The organism is Pseudomonas sp. GW822-FHT07A10 (assembly GCF_058798795.1).
Genome location: NZ_JBXAKV010000004.1, coordinates 252756 through 273368, shown reverse-complemented (window position 1 = coordinate 273368; position 20613 = coordinate 252756). Strand labels below are relative to the sequence as shown.

Annotated in this window: 17 protein-coding genes and 1 pseudogene; 12 read left to right on the top strand and 6 right to left on the bottom strand. The window is 60.1% G+C overall.

Translation table 11 applies throughout. The features are described from left to right. Positions 1-33: 33 nt before the first annotated feature. Together argJ and secA are read right to left on the bottom strand one after the other, a co-directional pair. Positions 34-1251, bottom strand: a complete 1218-nt coding sequence (gene argJ / locus AC1RL4_RS09520; RefSeq protein ID WP_019581492.1) for a bifunctional glutamate N-acetyltransferase/amino-acid acetyltransferase ArgJ — start codon at positions 1249-1251, stop codon at positions 34-36. A gap of 122 nt (positions 1252-1373) precedes the next feature. Next, the gene (secA, locus tag AC1RL4_RS09515) at positions 1374-4109 is read right to left on the bottom strand and encodes a preprotein translocase subunit SecA (RefSeq protein ID WP_019581493.1); all 2736 of its coding nucleotides are present in this window, start codon (positions 4107-4109) and stop codon (positions 1374-1376) included. 307 nt (positions 4110-4416) lie between these two features. On the opposite strand from secA, the gene AC1RL4_RS09510 reads away from it, so the two are divergent. Beyond that, the gene (locus tag AC1RL4_RS09510; protein ID WP_018926518.1) at positions 4417-4872 is read left to right on the top strand and encodes a DUF721 domain-containing protein; all 456 of its coding nucleotides are present in this window, start codon (positions 4417-4419) and stop codon (positions 4870-4872) included. Between the two features lie 98 nt (positions 4873-4970). On the opposite strand, the gene AC1RL4_RS09505 is transcribed toward AC1RL4_RS09510, so the two are convergent. Continuing rightward, the gene (locus AC1RL4_RS09505) at positions 4971-6458 is read right to left on the bottom strand and encodes a helicase HerA-like domain-containing protein (protein ID WP_026286451.1); all 1488 of its coding nucleotides are present in this window, start codon (positions 6456-6458) and stop codon (positions 4971-4973) included. Positions 6459-6641: 183 nt separating this feature from the next. Between AC1RL4_RS09505 and AC1RL4_RS09500 the strand changes: the two are divergent. From AC1RL4_RS09500 to gpgF, 5 genes and pseudogenes are all read left to right on the top strand, one after another. After that, a pseudogene (locus tag AC1RL4_RS09500) lies at positions 6642-7673 on the top strand (HAMP domain-containing protein); the annotation flags it as partial. 93 nt (positions 7674-7766) lie between these two features. Then, positions 7767-8531, top strand: a complete 765-nt coding sequence (locus AC1RL4_RS09495; RefSeq protein WP_425439644.1) for a methyl-accepting chemotaxis protein — start codon at positions 7767-7769, stop codon at positions 8529-8531. Between the two features lie 158 nt (positions 8532-8689). Then, positions 8690-9811, top strand: coding sequence for an N-acetylglucosaminyl phosphatidylglycerol synthase (gene gpgS, locus AC1RL4_RS09490; RefSeq protein ID WP_204124655.1), 1122 nt, complete (start codon positions 8690-8692; stop codon positions 9809-9811). Next, positions 9804-10580 (top strand): N-acetylglucosaminyl phosphatidylglycerol deacetylase, encoded by a 777-nt coding sequence (gpgD, locus tag AC1RL4_RS09485; protein ID WP_493119555.1) that lies wholly within the window; start codon positions 9804-9806, stop codon positions 10578-10580. The genes gpgS and gpgD overlap by 8 nt, the downstream gene beginning before the upstream one ends. Then, positions 10577-11572 carry a glucosaminyl phosphatidylglycerol flippase gene (gene gpgF, locus AC1RL4_RS09480; RefSeq protein WP_493119553.1) on the top strand — a complete coding sequence of 332 codons (996 nt, stop codon included), beginning with the start codon at positions 10577-10579 and terminating at the stop codon, positions 11570-11572. The genes gpgD and gpgF overlap by 4 nt, the downstream gene beginning before the upstream one ends. Before the next feature lie 119 nt (positions 11573-11691). Here the strand turns inward: gpgF and AC1RL4_RS09475 are convergent, their stop codons facing one another. Then, a complete protein-coding gene (locus tag AC1RL4_RS09475) occupies positions 11692-11868 on the bottom strand; it encodes a hypothetical protein (RefSeq protein WP_019581497.1) in 177 nt (58 codons plus the stop codon). Positions 11869-11949: 81 nt separating this feature from the next. Continuing rightward, a complete protein-coding gene (gene purU / locus AC1RL4_RS09470; protein WP_493119551.1) occupies positions 11950-12798 on the bottom strand; it encodes a formyltetrahydrofolate deformylase in 849 nt (282 codons plus the stop codon). Between the two features lie 327 nt (positions 12799-13125). Between purU and mvaT the strand changes: the two genes are divergently transcribed. After that, positions 13126-13503, top strand: a complete 378-nt coding sequence (gene mvaT, locus AC1RL4_RS09465; RefSeq protein ID WP_007933316.1) for a histone-like nucleoid-structuring protein MvaT — start codon at positions 13126-13128, stop codon at positions 13501-13503. A 98-nt stretch (positions 13504-13601) separates the two neighbouring features. Here mvaT and sbcB read toward each other — a convergent pair whose 3' ends face one another. Continuing rightward, the gene (gene sbcB, locus AC1RL4_RS09460; RefSeq protein ID WP_493119549.1) at positions 13602-15032 is read right to left on the bottom strand and encodes an exodeoxyribonuclease I; all 1431 of its coding nucleotides are present in this window, start codon (positions 15030-15032) and stop codon (positions 13602-13604) included. Positions 15033-15215: 183 nt separating this feature from the next. Here sbcB and AC1RL4_RS09455 point away from each other — a divergent pair, with 183 nt between their 5' ends. From AC1RL4_RS09455 to AC1RL4_RS09435, 5 genes are read left to right on the top strand one after another with little or no spacing between them, the layout of a single operon-like run. Beyond that, positions 15216-15941, top strand: coding sequence for an RDD family protein (locus AC1RL4_RS09455; RefSeq protein ID WP_028939421.1), 726 nt, complete (start codon positions 15216-15218; stop codon positions 15939-15941). Continuing rightward, on the top strand, positions 15938-16915 hold the full coding sequence (locus AC1RL4_RS09450; protein WP_096481692.1) for a stage II sporulation protein M: 978 nt from the start codon (positions 15938-15940) through the stop codon (positions 16913-16915). The genes AC1RL4_RS09455 and AC1RL4_RS09450 overlap by 4 nt, the downstream gene beginning before the upstream one ends. After that, positions 16902-18446 (top strand): DUF4129 domain-containing protein, encoded by a 1545-nt coding sequence (locus AC1RL4_RS09445; RefSeq protein WP_493119547.1) that lies wholly within the window; start codon positions 16902-16904, stop codon positions 18444-18446. The genes AC1RL4_RS09450 and AC1RL4_RS09445 overlap by 14 nt, the downstream gene beginning before the upstream one ends. Next, complete coding sequence (locus tag AC1RL4_RS09440) at positions 18443-19606, top strand: DUF4350 domain-containing protein (protein ID WP_064616340.1); 1164 nt, start codon at positions 18443-18445, stop codon at positions 19604-19606. The genes AC1RL4_RS09445 and AC1RL4_RS09440 overlap by 4 nt, the downstream gene beginning before the upstream one ends. Continuing rightward, on the top strand, positions 19603-20604 hold the full coding sequence (locus AC1RL4_RS09435) for an AAA family ATPase (protein WP_493119545.1): 1002 nt from the start codon (positions 19603-19605) through the stop codon (positions 20602-20604). Before AC1RL4_RS09440 ends, AC1RL4_RS09435 begins: the two co-directional genes overlap by 4 nt. Positions 20605-20613 lie beyond the last annotated feature (9 nt).

Genomic DNA, 20613 nt, shown 5'->3' with positions numbered 1-20613 from the left:
AGGCGCAAGGCTTGCCCGCGAAAGCGATCTTTCTTACGTGCGGTACTCGGCGTTGATCTTCACGTATTCGTGGGACAGGTCGGTGGTCCAGATGGTTTCGCTGCAATCGCCGCGACCCAGCTCGATGCGGATGGTGATTTCTTCCTGCTGCATCACCGCCGCGCCCTGGGCTTCGGTGTAGGTGGCAGAACGCGCGCCACGGCTGGCGATGCACACCTCGCCCAGGAACACGTCGATCTTGCTCACGTCCAGGTTCGGTACACCGGCACGGCCTACAGCGGCCAGGATGCGGCCCCAGTTCGGATCGGAGGCGAACAGCGCAGTCTTGATCAGCGGCGAGTGGGCCACGGTGTAACCGACGTCCAGGCATTCCTGGTGATTGCCGCCGCCGTTGACTTCAACAGTGACGAACTTGGTCGCGCCTTCGCCGTCACGCACGATAGCCTGGGCCACGTCCATGCACACTTCGAATACCGCTTGTTTCAACTTGGCGAACAGCTCGCCTTCGGCACGGGTGATTTCCGGCAGTGCAGCCTTGCCGGTGGCGATCAGCATGCAGCAGTCGTTGGTCGAGGTGTCGCCGTCGATGGTGATACGGTTGAACGACTTGTTGGCGCCGTCCAGAAGCAGGTTTTGCAGCACTTCGCGGGAGACTTTGGCGTCGGTGGCGATGTAACCGAGCATGGTCGCCATGTTCGGGCGAATCATGCCCGCGCCTTTGCTGATGCCGGTGACGGTGATGGTCACGCCGTCATGCTGGAACTGGCGGCTCGCGCCCTTGGGCAGGGTGTCGGTGGTCATGATGCCGGTGGCGGCAGCTTCCCAGTTGTTTTCCGACAAGTCATCGAGGGCGGCTTGCAACGCGCCTTCGATTTTCTCGACCGGCAGCGGTTCGCCGATCACACCGGTGGAATACGGCAGCACCAGGCTGGCATCGACGCCGGTCAGCTCGGCCAGCTTGGCGCAGGTGCGCTCGGCGGCGGCCAGGCCTGGTTCGCCGGTGCCGGCGTTGGCATTGCCGGTGTTGGTCAGCAAGTAACGTACCGGGCCTTGCACGCGTTGCTTGGCCAGGATCACGGGAGCGGCGCAAAAGGCGTTCAGGGTGAACACGCCCGCCACTGTGGAACCTTCGGCACAGCGCATGACCACGACATCCTTGCGCCCCGGGCGCTTGATACCGGCCGAGGCGATACCGAGTTCAAAACCGGCAACCGGGTGCAACGTTGGCAAAGGACCAAGACCAACAGCCATGAATGCGCTCCTTAAAAAATGTTGTCTGCACCGTCATTGCGATAGACGGTGGTTTGAATGGCAAAACGCCGCGACGGCATAAGCCGGTCGCGGCGCGGGTATTTCAGCGTTTGAAACGGGTTTTACTGGATCTGCCCGTGGCAATGCTTGAACTTCTTGCCCGAGCCGCAGTAGCACAGCTCGTTGCGGCCCAGTTTCTGCTCGTTGCGTACCGGTGCGGTGGCGAGAGCTACATCGATCTCTTCACCCAACACTTCCGGTTGCTCCAGGCCAGGCGCTTCGTCGTGCTGGAACTGCATGCGCGCAGCCAGCGCCTCGGCTTCCTGACGCAGACGTTGCTCTTCGGCTTCCGGATCTTCGCGGCGCACCTGAACGTGCGACAGCACACGAATCGAGTCGCGCTTGATCGAATCCAGCAGCTCGGAGAACAAGGTGAAGGACTCGCGCTTGTACTCTTGCTTCGGGTTCTTCTGCGCATAACCACGCAAGTGGATGCCGTGACGCAGGTGATCCATGGTCGACAGGTGGTCTTTCCACAGGTCGTCGAGCACGCGCAGTACGATTTGCTTCTCGAAGGAGCGCAGTGCTTCGGCACCGGCCTGGTCTTCTTTCTCGTTGTACGCGGCGATCAGTTCGTTGAGCAGCTTCTCGCGCAGGGTTTCTTCGTACAGGTGGTCGTCTTCGTCGAGCCATTGCTGGATCGGCAGCGCCACACCGAAGTCGCTCTGCAACGCCGCTTCCAGACCGGACACGTCCCACTGCTCAGGCAGCGATTGTGGCGGAATGTGTGCGCTGACGGTTGCGTTGAGCACGTCCTGACGGAAATCGGCAATGGTTTCGCCAATGTTGTCAGCGGCCAACAAACTGTTACGCATGTGATAGATCACTTTACGTTGTTCGTTGTTGACGTCGTCGAACTCAAGCAGCTGCTTACGGATGTCGAAGTTGCGGCCTTCAACCTTGCGCTGAGCCTTCTCGATGGCGTTGGTCACCATGCGGTGTTCAATCGCTTCACCGGACTGCATGCCCAGCGCCTTCATGAAGTTCTTCACCCGGTCAGAGGCGAAGATGCGCATCAGGCTGTCTTCCAGCGACAGGTAGAAACGGCTGGAACCGGCGTCGCCCTGACGACCGGCACGACCGCGCAACTGGTTGTCGATACGACGCGATTCGTGACGCTCGGAAGCGATCACCTGCAAGCCGCCCGACTCCAGCACTTGCTGGTGACGTTTCTGCCAGTCGGCCTTGATCTGGGCAATCTGCTCAGGAGTCGGGTCTTCCAAGGACGCCACTTCCACTTCCCAGTTACCGCCCAACAGGATGTCGGTACCACGACCGGCCATGTTGGTGGCGATGGTCAGTGCACCCGGACGACCGGCCTGAGCGATGATTTCGGCTTCTTTTTCGTGGAACTTGGCGTTCAGAACCTTGTGTTCGATGCCTTCCTTCTGAAGCAGGCCGGACATGTGCTCGGACGTTTCGATGGTGGCGGTACCCACCAGCACCGGACGGCCCTGAGCCATGCACTCCTTGATGTCGCCGATGATCGCCGCGTATTTCTCTTCGGCGGTCAGGAACACCAGGTCGTTGTAGTCTTTACGCGCCAACGGCTTGTTCGGCGGGATGACCATGACCTGCAGGCCATAGATCTGATGGAATTCGAACGCTTCGGTGTCCGCGGTACCGGTCATGCCGGACAGCTTGTTGTACAGACGGAAGTAGTTCTGGAACGTGGTCGACGCCAGGGTCTGGCTCTCGGCCTGGATGTTCAGGTTTTCCTTGGCTTCGATGGCCTGGTGCAGACCTTCGGACAAACGGCGACCCGGCATGGTACGGCCGGTGTGTTCGTCGACCAGCACCACCTGACCGTCCTGCACGATGTACTCGACATTGCGATGGAACAGTTTGTGCGCACGCAGGCCGGCATAGACGTGAGTCAGCAAGCCCAGGTTATGCGCCGAATACAGGCTCTCGCCTTCAGCCAGCAGGCCGACGCGGGTGAGCATTTCTTCGATGAACTGGTGACCGGCTTCGTTGAGTTCGACCTGACGGGTCTTCTCGTCCACGGTGTAGTGGCCAGCCTTGGTGACTTCGCCTTCGACTTCCTCGATGTGCAATTCAAGCTGCGGGATCAGTTTGTTGATCTCGATGTACAGCTTGGAGCTGTCCTCGGCCTGACCGGAGATGATCAGCGGGGTACGGGCTTCGTCGATGAGGATGGAGTCGACTTCGTCGATCACGGCAAAATTGAGTTCGCGCTGGAATTTTTCTTCCATGCTGAACGCCATGTTGTCGCGCAGGTAGTCGAAACCGAATTCGTTGTTGGTGCCGTAGGTGATGTCGGCGGCGTAAGCGGCGCGCTTCTCTTCCGGCGGCTGGAATGGCGTGACCACGCCGACCGTCATGCCGAGGAATTCGTAGAGCGGACGCATCCAGTTGGCGTCACGACGGGCCAGGTAGTCGTTCACCGTCACAACGTGCACGCCCTTGCCGGACAGCGCGTTGAGGTAAACGCCCAGTGTTGCCACCAGGGTCTTGCCTTCACCGGTACGCATTTCCGCGATCATGCCTTCATGCAAGGTCATGCCGCCGATCAGCTGGACATCGAAGTGGCGCATACCCATGACGCGCTTACCGGCTTCGCGGGCGACCGCAAAGGCTTCTGGCAGCAGCTTGTCGAGGGTTTCCCCTTTGGCGAGGCGGGCCTTGAACTCGTTGGTCTTGGCACGCAATTGATCGTCCGAAAGGGCCACCATTTGCTCTTCGAAGGCATTGACGAGCTGCACCGTCTTGAGCATGCGTTTGACTTCACGCTCGTTCTTGCTTCCAAAAAGTTTCTTTAACAAAGGCGCAAACATATCGGCAGGATCTTCCACACTAAAGGGATGGAGGGCGGCCCCGTGAGTCGCCCGTGCAGCCCTCATGGCCGCATGCGAACGAGCATTCTACCCGGAAACGATGGTGAGGAAAGTGGCGTTATTCCACGATGCATGCACTGCGCTGTGACGGGGCTCACTTAAAATAAGGGCTTTTTGCTGAACTTCAACCCATTGAGGGTACAAGTTACTCGTTGATTTAATGGGTAAAGCGCTCGTAAAGCAATGGGTCAGGACCAGCGGGTGCTTTCTGTTACCATGGCCATTCTGTTACTTCAGGTGTTCGATCATGGCATTTCGCCCTCTCACGGCCAGAGCACCCGCCGTTCTGCTTCGCGAAGCCAAACCGCTGAAAGCCATCTTTGGCCACGCTCAACGCCTGGGCCATTTGCAACGTCTGGTAGAAAGCCAGCTGCAACCGGCTGCCCGCGAGCATTGCCATGTGGCGTCGTGGCGCGAAGGCAGTTTATTGCTGATTGTCACCGACGGTCACTGGGCCACCCGCCTGCGTTATCAACAAAAGCGTCTGCAACGCCAGTTACAGCTGTTCGACGAGTTCGCCAGCCTGACGCGGATCCTGTTCAAGGTGCAACCACCGACCGTTCAGCAAGGAGCGGCTGGGCATACCATGGATTTGTCGACGGATGCCGCGGCGACCATTCAGGCGACGGCTGACGGGATTACCGACCCGAATTTAAGGGCGGCGCTGGAGCGCCTTGCGGCGCACGCAAAACCTAAATCCTGAACCCCTGTAGGAGCGAGGCTTGCCCGCGAAGAGACCCCCGAGGGCGCCAAAAGCTTCGCGGGCAAGCCTCGCTCCTTGGTGATTGCATTCCAATTCATTCAGCGGCGTTTGCTACCGCCGAGCAATGACCCCATCAACCCGCGTACCAGTTGTCGGCCCAATTGATTGGCCGCCTGTCGCATCGCCGATTTAAGCGCCTGTCCTGCCGCCGTACCGAGGAATTCCCCGGCCTGTTCGGTGAAGCTCGGCTCTTCGGGGGCAGGTTTGCCCGGCGCGGTTTCAGGCTCCGGCGCCAACCCCTTGCGCCCCATCAGCACTTCATAGGCCGATTCGCGATCGACCGGTTTGTCATATCGCCCTTTAAACGGCGAACCGGCAATCAGCACCGTGCGCTCAGTCTCGGTCAGCGGCCCGATCCGCGATTGCGGCGGTGCGACCAGTACACGCTGGACCATCTCCGGCGTGCCCTTGTCCTGCAAGGTGCCGACCAACGCCTCGCCGATGCCCAGCTCAGTCAACACCGACAAGGCATCAAATGCCGGGTTCGGCCGAAAGCCCTCGGCCACTGCCCGCAGGGATTTCTGCTCTTTGGCGGTGAACGCGCGCAAGCCATGCTGAACACGCAGGCCCAACTGAGCCAGCACATCATCCGGCAAGTCCCCCGGCGATTGGGTAACGAAATACACGCCCACGCCTTTCGAACGGATCAGCCGCACCACTTGTTCCAGACGATCCTGCAACGCCTTGGGCGTACCGGCGAACAACAAGTGCGCCTCGTCGAAAAACAGCGCCAGCAGCGGTTTATCGGCATCGCCGCGTTCCGGCAGTTGCTCGAACAATTCAGCCAGCAACCACAGCAGGAACGTCGCGTAGACCTTCGGTGCTTCGTGCACCAGACGGCTGGCGTCGAGCAAGTGGATGCGCCCGCGACCGTCCATCGCCGGCTGCAAAATATCTTCCAGTTGCAGTGCCGGTTCACCGAACAACGCTTCGGCGCCCTGCTGTTCCAGCGTCGCCAAACGGCGCAACAGTGCCTGGCTGGAACCGGTGGTCATCAGCGCCGCGTCATCGCCTAGTAATACGGGGTTATCACGCAGGTGATTGAGCAGCGCCTTCAAATCTTTCAAATCCAGCAGTAACAGCCCTTCGCGGTCGGCCACCTTGAACGCGGCATAAAGTGCCGACTGCTGACTGTCGGTCAGCTCCAGCAGGCTGCCGAGCAGCAACGGCCCCATTTCGCTCAAGGTGGTGCGCAATGGATGACCGGACTGACCGTGAATATCCCACAGGGTTACCGGATACGCCTGAGGCTTATGGTTCAGCCAGGGCATGCCGGCGATCCGCTCCGCGACCTTGCCTTGAGGGTTACCGGCGGCGCCCAGGCCGCACAAGTCGCCTTTGATATCCGCCGCGAACACCGCCACGCCTGCATCGCTGAACGCTTCGGCCAGGCGCTGCAACGTAACGGTTTTACCGGTCCCGGTAGCGCCCGCTACCAAACCGTGACGGTTCGCCAGGCGCATGGCCTGGGCGATTGGCTGGCCAGCGAGGTCAGCGCCGATAACGAGTTGCGATGAGTCAGGCATTTTGTCACCCATGGTTAATCTTTGATCCTTCATGGCCGATAACAACCGAGAGACCAGACTGGAAACAGCGTCGGTAATTCCCTAAGGAGAGACGGAAATATCAGCTTACTTTCATCACTGCCCATTCTGCGCGCCTTTATAAAAGCACGCCCTGGACATTAAGACCTAGCGGACCCCCAAGCCATGAACAAAAACCTGCGCTTCAGCCATAAAATACTGCTTGCCGCCGCCCTGATCGTTATCGCCGCATTCGCTTCGTTCACACTGTACAACGACTATTTGCAGCGCAATGCGATACGCCGCGACCTGGACAACTACCTGCAAGAAATGGGTAACGTCACCGCCAAGAATATTCAGACCTGGCTGGCGGGTCGTAGCCTGTTGATCGAAAACCTCTCACAGACCGTTGCCCTGAACGCCGAGACCGACAACGTCGCCAAACTGCTGGAACAGAAGGCTGTCACATCGACCTTCATGGGTGCCTACCTGGGCAACAAGGATGGCACCTTCATTATCCGCCCGGACAGCAAGATGCCCGACGGCTATGACCCTCGCGCCCGCCCCTGGTATAAGAGCGCGCAGAGCACCAGCGGTTCTGCCTTGACCGAACCTTACATCGATCTGGCGTCTGGCCAGTTGGTGATTTCCATCGTCGACAGCGTCCTCAAGGACGGTCAGAACATCGGCGTGGTCGGTGGCGACCTGAGCCTGCAAGCGATCACCGACAGCCTCAACGCGCTGGACTTCGACGGCATGGGCTATGCGTTCCTGGTCAGCGCCGACGGCAAGATCCTGGTTCACCCGGACAAAGCGCTGGCGATGAAAAACCTCAAGGACGTCTACCCACAAGACACGCCCGTCATCGGTAATAAGCCGAGCGAGATCGAAGTCGACGGCAAAACCCGCATCGTAACCTTCACCCCGATCAAGGGACTGTCCTCGGTCAACTGGTACATCGGCCTGTCGGTGGACAAGGACAAAGCCTTCTCCATGCTCAGCGAATTCCGCACCTCGGCGATCATCGCGACCCTGATTGCCGTGGCCATCATCATTGGCTTGTTGGGCATGCTGATCCGCCTGCTGATCCAGCCGCTGCACGTGATGACCCGCGCCATGGAAGACATCGCCGACGGTGAAGGCGACCTGACCAAACGCCTGACCATCCAGAATCAGGACGAATTCGGCATCCTTGGCACGGCATTCAACCGTTTCGTGGAGCGAATTCATACATCGATCCGCGAAGTGTCCTCAGCCACCGGCCAGGTCAACGAAGTGGCCTTGCGGGTGGTGGCGGCCTCGAACTCGTCGATGTTCAATTCCGACCAGCAAGCTTCGCGCACCAGCAGCGTCGCCGCGGCCATCAACCAGCTCGGCGCCGCTGCTCAGGAAATCGCCCGTAACGCAGCCCAAGCATCGAATCAGGCCAGCGATGCCCGCAGCCTGGCCGAAGACGGCCAGCAAGTGGTGGATCGCAGCATTGCCGCGATGAATCAGCTGTCGAGCATGCTCAGCGCTTCGAGCACCAACATCGAATCGCTGAACAGCAAAACCGTGAACATCGGGCAGATTCTCGAAGTGATCACCAGCATTTCCCAGCAAACCAACCTGCTGGCGCTCAACGCCGCCATCGAAGCGGCGCGGGCCGGTGAAGCCGGGCGCGGTTTTGCCGTGGTGGCCGACGAGGTGCGCAACCTGGCGCACCGCACACAGGAATCGGCGCAACAGGTGCAGACCATGATCGAGGAGCTGCAAGTCGGCGCCCGCGAATCCGTCAGCACCATGAGCGACAGCCAGCGCCACAGCCAGGACAGCGTGGAAATCGCCAACCTGGCTGGCGAGCGCCTGAACAGCGTGACGTTGCGCATCGGCGAAATCGACGGCATGAACCAGTCGGTGGCCACGGCGACCGAGGAACAGACGGCGGTGGTGGAGTCGATCAACGTGGACATCACCGAGATCAACACGCTGAACCAGGAAGGCGTGGAAAACCTGCAATCGACCCTGCGGGCGTGCTCGGACCTTGAGCAACAGGCTTCTCGATTGAAGCAGTTGGTGGGCAGTTTCCGTATCTAGTGTCTGAACTGGTCTCTTCGCGGGCGGCGATCCGACTTGCCCGCGAAGGCGTCCATCCAGACACCGCAAATCCCGCTGCGCCCCCCCACCGCAAAACCCCAACCGAACATCTATCCTTCATATAGGTCAACCAAAGGGAGCACATCGAACCCGGAGGGATGTTCATCGTGCATATCGCTGACATAACCATGTTCTACGCCCCTGCCAGCGGTGGCGTGCGCACTTATCTGGATGCCAAACACCGTCGTTTGGGCATCAAACCCGGCATTTGCCATAGCCTGCTGATCCCAGGGGCGCATTTGAGTGAACAGGATGGTGTCTATACGGTTCCGGCCCCCGCCCTGCCCTTCGGCAAGGGTTATCGCTTCCCCCTCCGTCTCGGGCCGTGGCGCAATGTTCTGCAGGATTTACAGCCTGACTTGATCGAAGTCGGCGACCCTTACCTGACTGCCTGGGCCGCTTTGGACGCCAAGCGGCAACTCGATGTGCCGGTGATCGGTTTTTATCACTCCGACCTGCCGATGCTGGTCAGCAATCGCATGGGCAACTGGGTTACACCCAATGTCGAGGCTTATGTCAGCAAGCTCTACGGCAACTTCGACCGGGTTCTGGCGCCAAGCCAGGTCATGGCCGACAAACTGATCGGGTTGGGGGTGAAGAACGTTTTCGTACAGCCCCTGGGCGTCGACCTGCAAACGTTCAACCCCAGCGTTCGGGATCCAGGCCTGCGGGCCGAATTGGGCATCGATGAAAACACTCACCTGCTGATCTTCGCCGGCCGTGGCTCCAAGGAAAAAAACCTGCCGGTGCTGCTCAACTGCATGAAACGCCTGGGTCGTCGCTACCACCTGCTGCTGGTGGGCTCGTCGATGCCGACCCTGGTGCCGCGCAATGTCACCGTCCTCGATGAATTCTGCCCGGCAGCGCAAGTCGCGCGCCTGATGGCCAGCGCCGACGCGCTGGTGCATGCCGGCGACCAGGAAACCTTTGGCCTGGTGGTTCTCGAAGCCATGGCCAGTGGCATTCCCGTGGTGGCCGTGGCGGCCGGGGCTTTTCAAGAGATTGTTACCGATCAATGCGGCCTGCTCTGCGCGCCGAACAATCCAGTGGCGATGGCCAACACCGTTCGCGAACTGTTCAGCCAAGGCAGCGCCGCGTTGGGCAAACAGGCCCGCCGACATGTCGAGCAACATTACGCCTGGGACACCGTGGTCCACAGCCTGCTGGGGCACTATCACGCCGTACTCGGTACGCAATGGCCGCTGATCGCCAATGGCTGAGCCCATGAACACACCCAGCCTGTTGTTGGTGCTACACGACGTTGCACCGCAGACCTGGCCCGATTACCAGGCCTTCGTCGAAGCCGTCGACGCATTGGGTACAGTGCCAATGACCTGGCTGGTGGTGCCGAATTTCCATAAACATAACGACCTTGACGCATATCCGGAGTTTCGACGTTTGCTAAGCCGTCGCGTCGCTCGCGGCGACGAACTGGTACTGCACGGTTACTACCATTGCGATGAAGGGCCGATTCCCACCACTCCCCGAGACTGGTTCATGCGCCGGATCTATACCCATGAAGGCGAGTTCTATGACCTGCCTCTAGACGCCGCCCTCGCCCGCCTGCGCGCCGGAATCGAGGTATTCAATCGCTACAACTGGCCGCTCGAAGGCTTTATCGCCCCCGCCTGGCTGATGAGCGAAGGCACCCGCCAGGCATTGCGCCAGTTACCGCTGCGCTACACCAGCGATTCGCAGCACCTGTATCGTCTGCCGGATTTCACTGCGATCGATGCCCCAGGCCTGGTCTGGAGCGCACGCAGCGCCTGGCGCCGTGGCCTGTCGAAAATCGTCAGCGATCAACGCGAACAGCGCTGGCGCCAGGCGCAGGTGATTCGTCTCGGCCTGCACCCGGTGGACATGCGCCATGAGTTCTCGCGTCAGTATTGGCTGCAAACGCTCAAGCGCTTGCTCGACGAGGGCCGTGTGCCGATGACCAAGGCCGGTTGGTTGAAACTGCAACGCGCCCCCGTCGGTCGCGCAGCATGAGCCGGGGGATTCTGCTGGTCATCGCGCTGCTCGCTGCGGTGCTCATCCCGTCGTTGCTGGGCGGCGGCGAGACATGGTCGCGGCTGCAAAGTTTTCCGTTGGAATGGCTGCTGATCATGTTCGGCATGATCCTGCTGTGCTGGGTGATCAACACCTTGCGCTTGCGCCTGTTGATGGGTGATCAGCGTGACAAGGTGAGCCGACTCAAAAGCCTCGGGGTGGTGATGTCCGCCGAGTTCGCCTACTGCGCCACCCCCGGCGGCAGTGGTGGACCGCTGACCATCATGGCCCTGTTGGCGCGCCACGGCGTGCGGCCGGCCAGGGGCAGCGCCGTGTTCGCCATGGACCAGTTGAGCGACTTGCTGTTTTTTCTCTGCGCGCTGAGCGCGATTCTGATTTATGCACTGTTCCAGCACCTCAGTCAGCGCCTGGAATGGATGCTGACGGTCAGCGCCATCTCGTTGTTCGGCGGGCTGTTCAGTTGTGTGTTGATGGCTCGCTGCCACCGTTCGCTGATTCGCCTGAGTGGTCGGTTGCTCGCCCGTTTCAATGTCAAGGAAGCGACCCGGCTTCGTTGGGCGCGAAAGCTCCTGCACTTCCTGGCGGCGTTCACCGACACACTGAAGTTACCCTTTCAAACATTGATCACGGTATTTGCCCTGACCTGTCTGCATTGGGTCTTGCGGTATAGCGTGCTGTATCTGGCGTTACGCGGGCTGGGCGTGGACTTGCAATGGGCCTGGTGCTTTCTGATCCAGATGCTGTCATTGAGTGCGGGGCAGTTCAGTCTGTTGCCGGGCGGTGCCGGGGCGGCGGAACTGACGTCGGCGGCGCTGCTGGCGCCGATGGTGGGGAAATCCACCGCGGCGGCGGCGATTCTGATCTGGCGGACAGTGACTTATTACTTCTATCTGGTGGTCGGTGGCCCGGTGTTTCTGCTGATGCTCGGGCGGCCATTGCTGAAGAAGTTGATGAAGTTCAAGCAAGCTTGAAAGATCCCTGTGGTGAGGGGGCTTGCCCCCGTTCGGCGGCGCAGCCGTCGCAAGATATACCTGAAAAAATGCCGGGGGCCGCTTCGCAGCCCAACGGGGGCAAGCCCCCTCGCCACAGTTCAGGCGTCCCCGGCTGTATCTTCAGAATCGTCCTGCAACTGTTCCCACAACTCGGCGGCGCCGGGAAACTCCGTGCCGTCTTCGGGGCTCAGGTCGTCCGGATCGTAGCGGCTCAAACAGCCCTCGCCCAATGTGGCGGGCGCCTTGGAAACGGCTTTTTCCAGCGGATCGGCCATGGTCATGTCCTCGGTGCAGAAACGGCGAAGGGCCTGAAGCGATTGAACGCCCAGGCCCTTCGGATTTCAACCGTATGGTTGTCAGAACACGACGGTTTTGTTGCCGTGCACCAACACCCGGTCTTCCAGGTGATAACGCAGACCACGGGCCAGCACCATTTTCTCGACGTCACGACCGAAGCGCACCATGTCTTCAATACTGTCGCTGTGGCTGACACGCACCACGTCCTGCTCGATGATCGGACCGGCGTCCAGCTCTTCGGTGACATAGTGACAAGTGGCACCGATCAACTTCACACCGCGCATCGAAGCCTGATGATACGGCTTGGCGCCAACGAACGACGGCAGGAAGCTGTGGTGAATGTTGATGACTTTGTGGGCATATTCGCTGCACAACTCGGGCGGCAGAATCTGCATGTAACGGGCAAGTACCACCACTTCGGCGTCGTGCTGTTTTACCAGGCGCGAGACTTCGGCGAAGGCCGGCTCCTTGTCCTGCGGGTTGACCGGTACATGGTAGTAAGGAATACCGTGCCACTCGACCATGCTGCGCAAATCGCCATGGTTGGAAATCACGCAGGCGATTTCGCAGTCCAGTTCGTCGCTGTGCCAGCGGTGCAACAAGTCAGCCAGGCAATGGGACTCACGGCTGGCCATCAACACCACGCGCTTCTTCTGCTCGGTGTCGGTGATGCGCCAGTCCATCGAGAACTCTTGGGCAATCGGTGCAAACGCTTCGCGAAAGGCTTCGATACCGAAAGGCAGCGAATCGGCACGAATTTCGTGACGCATGAAGAACCAGCCACTGAGATTGTCCGAGTGATGGCTCGCTTCAGTGATCCAGCCGTTATGTGACGCCAGAAAGTTACTGACTTTAGCAACGATGCCGACGCGGTCCGGGCAAGCAATCACCAGCCGAAAAGTGCGCATAAGGGGGAAACTCCAGAACTTCGCAAAGGCCGCCATTCTAGCGATTGCGCAGCAAAACTGCAGTATTGATGACGCGCGGCTGCGGATTGCGGTCATCGGCACAGGTTCTGGCGGTGCCATACGCCAGTGCATGGTGCTCTAGTGGCCAGTCTTCAAGGGGTTAACTGTGAATATTTGTGACGCTATTTAACTGCCTCTCCAATGTGCGTCCTATTCACCGCAACTAATTTAAGTAAAACTTCGGTTAAATGTTTACTTGATGAAACACCCTGACTATTATTGTCGCACTGTCACCCTGTCATCCAGCGCCAACATAAGGTAGTCCTCATGTCCTTGATCAACGAATATCGCGCCACCGAAGAAGCTATCAAAGAGCTGCAAGCCCGTTTGAAGAACCTGTCCCAAGACGACAAACTGCAAACCGAGCTGGAATTCGAAGGCAAATTGCGCACCCTGATGGGCGAATACTCCAAATCCCTGCGTGACATCATTGCCCTATTGGATCCAGAGTCCAAAACCAAGGCTCCACGTGGCGGCGCAGTAAAAACTACTGGCACCAAGCGTGCTCGCAAAGTTAAACAATACAAAAACCCGCACAACGGCGAAGTCATCGAAACCAAAGGTGGCAACCACAAAACTCTGAAAGAGTGGAAAGCCAAGTGGGGCGGTGACGTGGTTGAAGGCTGGGCTACCCTGCTGGGCTAAGCCGCAAGCGCGTCGCAGACTGATCCGCGACCAAAAGAACGCCAGCAAATGCTGGCGTTTTTTTATGCCCGTAATTCAATCGCAAGTCATTTTCGTTTTCAAATATTCAAACGTTTGCGTAATGCCTGGACATGAATCTGCCATTCATCCAGAACCTCTTGCTGAAACGATGTAGGACTAATCGTCAATTGGGCGGCAGCTGTCAGAAAACTTTCCAGCGTATTGGGAGCGCCCCACTCCGGCACGGACAAACGCTGCTGACAAAATATTCGCCAACGTTCTTGCTCTTCCGGGCTCAACGTATCCGGAAAGTTGCGTGCGCGATAACGAAACAATAATTCGGGCAAACGTTCATCATCGAAAGGCCACTGCTCTTGTGCTAATTGCGCAGGGTCGGCGGCTCTGACTTGCTCACATAGACGCCGATCCCGATCGCCAATAAAACCGTCGTATAACTGTTGCTCGGGGTCCAGGCTTGCGGCGAAATCCTCGCGGGCATAAATTCCCGAGACTTTATCTTGCCAAAGTTGTTGTGCGGCACTTAGCCGCAGCGCCCGTTCCTGATAGAGCGCCATGTCCAGCCCCAAACGTTGCTGATCTTCGGGACGAAGTACCGATAACGGCGCCACCACCGGGCACTTGTTGATGTGTATGAGCTTGAGCGGCACCGGCAGTTCGCCTTCAACCAGATCGTCACGCCGGGTATAAAGCCGCTGACGCAAGGTTTCGGTATCCAGATCGAGCAGCCCCTGAGGGTCCAGGTGCAGGTCACAAACAATCAACGCGTTGCGATTGCGTGGATGCCAGGCCAGTGGCAGTACCACGCCGACATAATGGCGGGCCGCCGAAAAGCGCCCGGAAATGTGCACCATCGGCTGCAACAGCCGAATCTGGTCCATCACCTTTTGTTTGCTGCGCAACTGAAACAGCCATTCATACAACTTCGGCTGTTTTTCACGAATCAGACGCGCCAGGGCGATGGTCGCGCGAACATCCGACAGTGCCTCGTGGGCATTCCCGTGATCGATGCCGTTGGCGGCGGTCAGGCGTTCGAGCTTGAGCGTCACCCGCCCTGCGTCATCCGTGGGCCAGACGAAGCCATCGGGACGCAACGCATAAGCCGCGCGCACGATGTCGATCAGATCCCAGCGGCTGTTGCCGCCCTGCCACTCCCGTGCGTAGGGGTCGAAAAAGTTTCGATACAGGCTGTAACGGGTCATCTCGTCGTCGAAACGCAGCGTGTTGTACCCCGCCCCACAAGTGCCGGGCAGGGCGAGCTGGGCATGCACCCGTGTCATGAAATCGGCTTCGCTCAAACCTTGCTCGGCCAGAAGGCCAGGCGTGATACCGGTGATCGCGCAGGCTGCCGGATGCGGCAGGATGTCGTCACTGGGCTGGCAGTAGAGATTGACCGGCTCGTCTATTTCATTGAGATCGAAGTCGGTGCGAATCCCCGCCACTTGCAACGGACGGTCGCAACGGGGGTTGATGCCAGTGGTTTCGTAGTCGTACCAGAAGATCGAGGTCACGGGTTGTTCCTGAACAGAAGACCGGCGAAGTCTAGGCGCACACAGGCTGCCCCGACCAGAATTCTTGTTATTCAATCACCTCTGGCCACGCACCGTGCAATACATAGTTATGTCGTTTTCCCCTGAGAGGCTGCTAGCATCGGACGGACATCGATTCGCAAACCAGCCACACCAAGGTTGCCCATGCTCGAGACCACAGCACTGCCACGGAAAGCAACGCTGGCCCCGCCACTGGACACGCGGTATCACGTCGAAACGCCCGAAGGCATCGACTTGCCACTGCGCCCGGCCGGGTTGATGGTCCGTGCGCTGGCGTTCGCCATCGACCTGGGCCTGCGCGGGTTGATCCTGGGCCTGCTGTTCATGGTGCTGGCGTTCCTCGGCAAACTCGGCGCCGGGCTTGGCTCGATTCTGCTGTTCGTGGTGAGCTGGTGGTACATGGTGCTGTTCGAGGTGCTCAATCAGGGGCGCTCGCCGGGCAAGCAATGGATGGGGTTGCGCGTGGTGCACGACGATGGCACCCCCATCGGCTGGTCCGCGTCCTTGCTGCGTAACCTGTTGCGATTTGTCGACATGTTGCCGTTCGGCTACTTCCTCGGGGCGATCAGTTGCCTGCAACATCCCACTTTCAAGCGCCTCGGCGACCTGGCTGCCGGCACGCTGGTGATCTACCGCGAACAACCGCTCACCCGACCGCAGTTACCCGATGCCCCGCCGCGCCGTGCCGCTTTCGCGCTGACGCTGACCGAACAACGCGCCATCCTCGGGTTTGCCGAGCGCCAGGGTGAACTCTCCGAGGCGCGGGCAAGCGAACTCGCCTCGATACTCGCGCAACCGCTGCACGTTTCAGCGCCGCAGGCCGTGGCCGAACTCAACGGCATCGCCCGCGGACTGTTGGGCCCGACATGAAGCAAAGCCTATTCGAAAGCCGCCACAAGACCGAATGGGAGCAGTTTGCACTCATGCTCGAACGGCTGGAACGCGGCAAGGAAACCTCGCGAGTCGCCAGCTTCCCCAGCGATTATCGACGGCTCTGCCAACACCTGGCCCTGGCTCAGGAGCGTGGTTACAGCAGCTTTTTGGTCGACTCGTTACAGCAACAAGTGCTGCGCGGGCATCAACAGCTTTATCGGCATCGCAGTTGGCTGAGGGCCAACGTACTGAGCTTCATCCTTGCCGACTTCCCGCGACTGGTGCGTGAACAATGGCGTTTCGTGCTTGCCGCCAGCCTGATATTTTTTGGCAGCCTGATTGGCATCGGGCTGCTGGTGTATCTGTTCCCGGAACTGGTCTACAACCTGATCCCGGCCGAGCAGGTCAGTGAGATGCAAAGCATGTACGACCCCGTCGCCGGTCATCTGGGGCGCTTGGCAGAACGGGCGGCCAGTGAAGACTGGGAGATGTTCGGTTACTACATCATGCACAACATCGGCATCGCGTTTCAGACCTTCGCCAGCGGTTTGCTGTTTGGCCTGGGCAGCGCGTTTTTCCTGTTCTTCAACGGCTTGATGATCGGTGCGGTGGCCGGGCACCTGACGCACATCGGCTACGGGCAAACCTTCTGGTCATTCGTGATCGGGCACGGCGCCTTCGAACTGAGCGCCATTGCCCTGGCCGGTGCCGCCGGCCTGCAACTGGGCTGGGCGTTGATCGCGCCGGGACGTTTGCCCCGTGCCGAAGCCCTGCGAGTGGCGGCGAGCAAGAGCGTGTTGCTGATTTGCGGGGTCATGCTGTTTTTGTTGATTGCAGCGTTTGTAGAAGCCTACTGGTCGTCGCGAACCGGAGTCACGCCGCTGACCAAATACCTGGTCGGCGCAGCGCTCTGGGTGTTGGTCGGGACTTATCTGCTGTTTGCCGGACGGACCCGCCATGCGCCTGAGTGACGCCAGTGCAGTGATTCGCCCACGCACAAACTGGGAAGCCATGGACCTCGGGGTGCTGCTGAGTCAGCGCCATCGACGCCTGTTGATGACCAGTTGGGCGATCGTGACCCTACCGATATTTACCTTGCTCAGCCTGATGCTGTGGGATTCGCCCTCCCTCGCCCTGTTCCTGTTCTGGTGGCTCAAACCGGCGTTCGATCGGCTGCCGCTGTACATCCTGTCCAAAGCCATGTTCGGCGAAACACCCACACTGAAACAGGCCCTGCGCCAATGGCCGCGCCTGCTCCCGCCGCAACTGCTGGCCAGCCTGACCTGGCGCCGCCTGAGCCTGAGCCGCAGCTTTCTGATGCCGGTGGTACAACTCGAAGGCCTGGAGGGCGAAGCACGACAACAGCGTTTACGCGTGCTCTTGCAGCGCAATGCCGGTGCCGCGCAATGGCTGACGATCATCGGCGTGCACCTGGAAACCGCGTTGTGGATCGGCCTGATGGTGCTGTTCTACATGCTCTTGCCGCTGCAGGTCGAACTCGACTGGGGCTGGCAGACCTTGATTGCCGCCGCCACACAAGACTGGCGCTGGCTGGAACACCTGACCAATGCTTTTTACGCCCTGGTGCTGGTGGTCTGGGAGCCGATTTATGTCGCCTGTGGTTTCAGCCTTTACCTGAACCGGCGCACACGATTGGAGGCCTGGGACATCGAACTGGTGTTCCGCCGCTTGCGCCAGCGCCTGAGCAGCGCAGTCATCACGTTGCTGCTGGCGGCGTTTGTGCTGGTGCCGACGGGGCAAAGCGTCTGGGCCGCCGAACCGGGCATGTCACCAGACAGCCCGCGTCTGCTGGAGCAACCGCTGACCAGTCAGGCATCCCGAGACAGCATCAAGACCATCCTCGATCAGCCACCGTTCAAGAACAAGGAAACGGTGACCCGCTATCGGTTTGGCCAAGACAAGCCCAACGACGACACTGCGCACGGTGGTCAAACACCCGCCTGGCTGAAAGCGCTGTTCAGTTTGCTCGACAGCCAACGTTTCGGCGTATTGGCCAACCTGATCGAGGTGTTGCTGTGGGGCGCGGTGATCGGCGCCATTGGCCTGTTGATCTGGCGTTACCGCGACTGGTTGCAGGCGTTCGTCAGCCGCCGGCCGGCGTTGAACCATAAAGTGACGCGACCATCGCCGCAGCAGGCGTTCGGCCTGGACCTCAACCGCGAAACCCTGCCCGCCGATATCGCGGCCAGCGCCGAAAGCCTCTGGCAAACCAACCCGCGTGAAGCCCTTGGCTTGCTCTATCGCGCCTTGCTCAGCCACTTGCTGAACGACTTCAACATGACGCTCAAACCCGCCGACACCGAAGGCGAAGTGCTTCAGCGCGTTGAACAATTGAAGCAACCGGCGTTGCTGGCCTTCAGTAAAAACCTGACCGCACACTGGCAGAACATGGCCTACGGGCATCGCCTGCCACCGGCGCATTTGCAACAGGAACTGTGTGACGGCTGGCGCGCATTGTTCGGCCCGGGAGCGGTCCGTTGAACCGCAGGGCATGGCTGGCGGTCGGCGTGTTCATCGTCGTGCTCTTGGGTGCGCTGAGTGTTTACCTGTATTTCAAGGCCACGCCCTATCAGGTACAAATCGAACACGGCCCGTCCCCTGAAGCCCAGGCCAATCCCTACCTGGCCGCCGAGCATTTTCTGCGCAAACAGGGCCTGACCGTCAGCCACGCCAACAGCCTCGACATCCTGCCGACCCTCGAACCGCGTCAGCACAGCCTGTTGTTGCTCGGCGACCGGTCCAACATGTCGCCTCGCCAGGTGGATCAGGTATTGAACTGGACCCGGGCCGGTGGGCGCCTGGTATTCGTCGCCGAAGCCCTGTGGGATGAAAAGACCGGCCAAAGCAATGACCTGCTGCTCGACCGGGTGCAGTTGCACCAGTTCCTGAGCAAAGACCTCAAGGACTCGCCTCCCGATCTGCGCGATGATCCCTACCCCAAACTGACCAAGCTCTATCTGGAAAACGAAGAGGCGCCGGCCTACTTCAGCTTCGATACCGCGTTCCACCTCGACGACCCGAAAAACCTCGCCCAGGCCTGGGCCAACAGTGGCAAGGCCACGCACATGATGCAGCTGAGCCACGGGCTGGGTTCGATCACCGTGGTCACCGACGCCGACCTCTGGAAAACCCCGGCTATCAACCAGTACGACAACGCCTGGCTGCTGTGGTACCTGACGGCCGACACCGATGTGACCCTGCTGTTCAATACCGAGCACGACAGTCTGCTGACCTTGTTGTGGCGTTACTTTCCCCAAGCCCTGGTGGCCCTGATCGCCTTGATCGCTTTGGGTTTCTGGCACGTTGGCGTGCGCAGCGGCCCGTTGCTGGAGCCGGCCCCAAGGGCGCGTCGGCATCTTCAGGAACACCTGCGCGCCAGCGCCGATTTCATGCTGCGCCGCAGCGGTCAGCACAGCCTGTTGCACGCCTTGCAGCAAGACATCCTGCGTCGTGTCCGCCACCGTCATCCCGGTTTTGAACAACTCGGCGTCGCCGAACAATGGCTGGTGCTCGCACGCCTGACCGGCCACCCTACACGCGCCATCAGCCAGGCCATGAGCCCGCGACCGAAGCAGCGGCTGTCCAGCGCTGAATTCAGCCGTCAGGTCGCCCACCTGCAAACCTTGAGGAACGCCTTATGAGTGAACAGATCGAGCCCGGCACCCAGCCCCACGCCGCCCAACAGCGCCAGCGCGCCAGCCAGTTGGCCCAGGCGATAAGAACGGAATTGCAAAAAGCGGTGATCGGCCAGAACACCGTGATCGACGATGTGCTCACCGCCCTGATCGCCGGCGGCCATGTGCTGCTCGAAGGCGTGCCGGGGTTGGGCAAGACGTTGCTGGTGCGCGCCCTCGCCCGTTGCTTCGGTGGCGAATACGCCCGCATCCAGTTCACCCCGGACCTGATGCCCAGCGACGTCACCGGGCATGCGGTGTACGACCTGCAGACCGAGCAATTCAAACTGCGCAAAGGCCCATTGTTCACCAACCTGCTGCTGGCCGACGAGATCAACCGCGCCCCGGCAAAAACCCAGGCGGCGTTGCTCGAAGCCATGCAGGAACGCCAGGTCACCCTCGAAGGCCGCGCCCTGCCCATCGCCCAACCGTTCATGGTGCTGGCCACACAGAACCCCATCGAACAGGAAGGCACCTACCCACTGCCGGAAGCCGAGCTCGACCGCTTCATGCTCAAGGTGCGCATGGACTACCCCGAGGCCGATCAGGAATTGGACATGGTGCGTCAGGTCAGCCGCTCGACCCGCGCCGACATGCTCGATGTACAACCTCTGCGCACCGTGTTGCAAGCCAAGGACGTGCTGGCCTTGCAGCGCATTGCCAGCGATCTGCCGCTGGACGATCAGGTGCTCGATTACGCCGTGCGCCTGGCCCGCACCACCCGCACCTGGCCGGGCTTGACCCTCGGCGCCGGGCCTCGCGCCTCCATCGCCCTGGCACGTTGCGCCCGCGCCCGCGCCTTGTTGCGCGGGGGCGAGTTCGTGATTCCCGACGACATCAAAGGTTGCGCCCTGGCGGTACTGCGTCACCGCGTGCGGATTGCCCCGGAACTGGACATCGAAGGGCTGGACGTCGATCAGGTGCTCAAGCAACTGCTCGACCAAGTGCCGGCGCCACGGTTATGACCCCCTCTA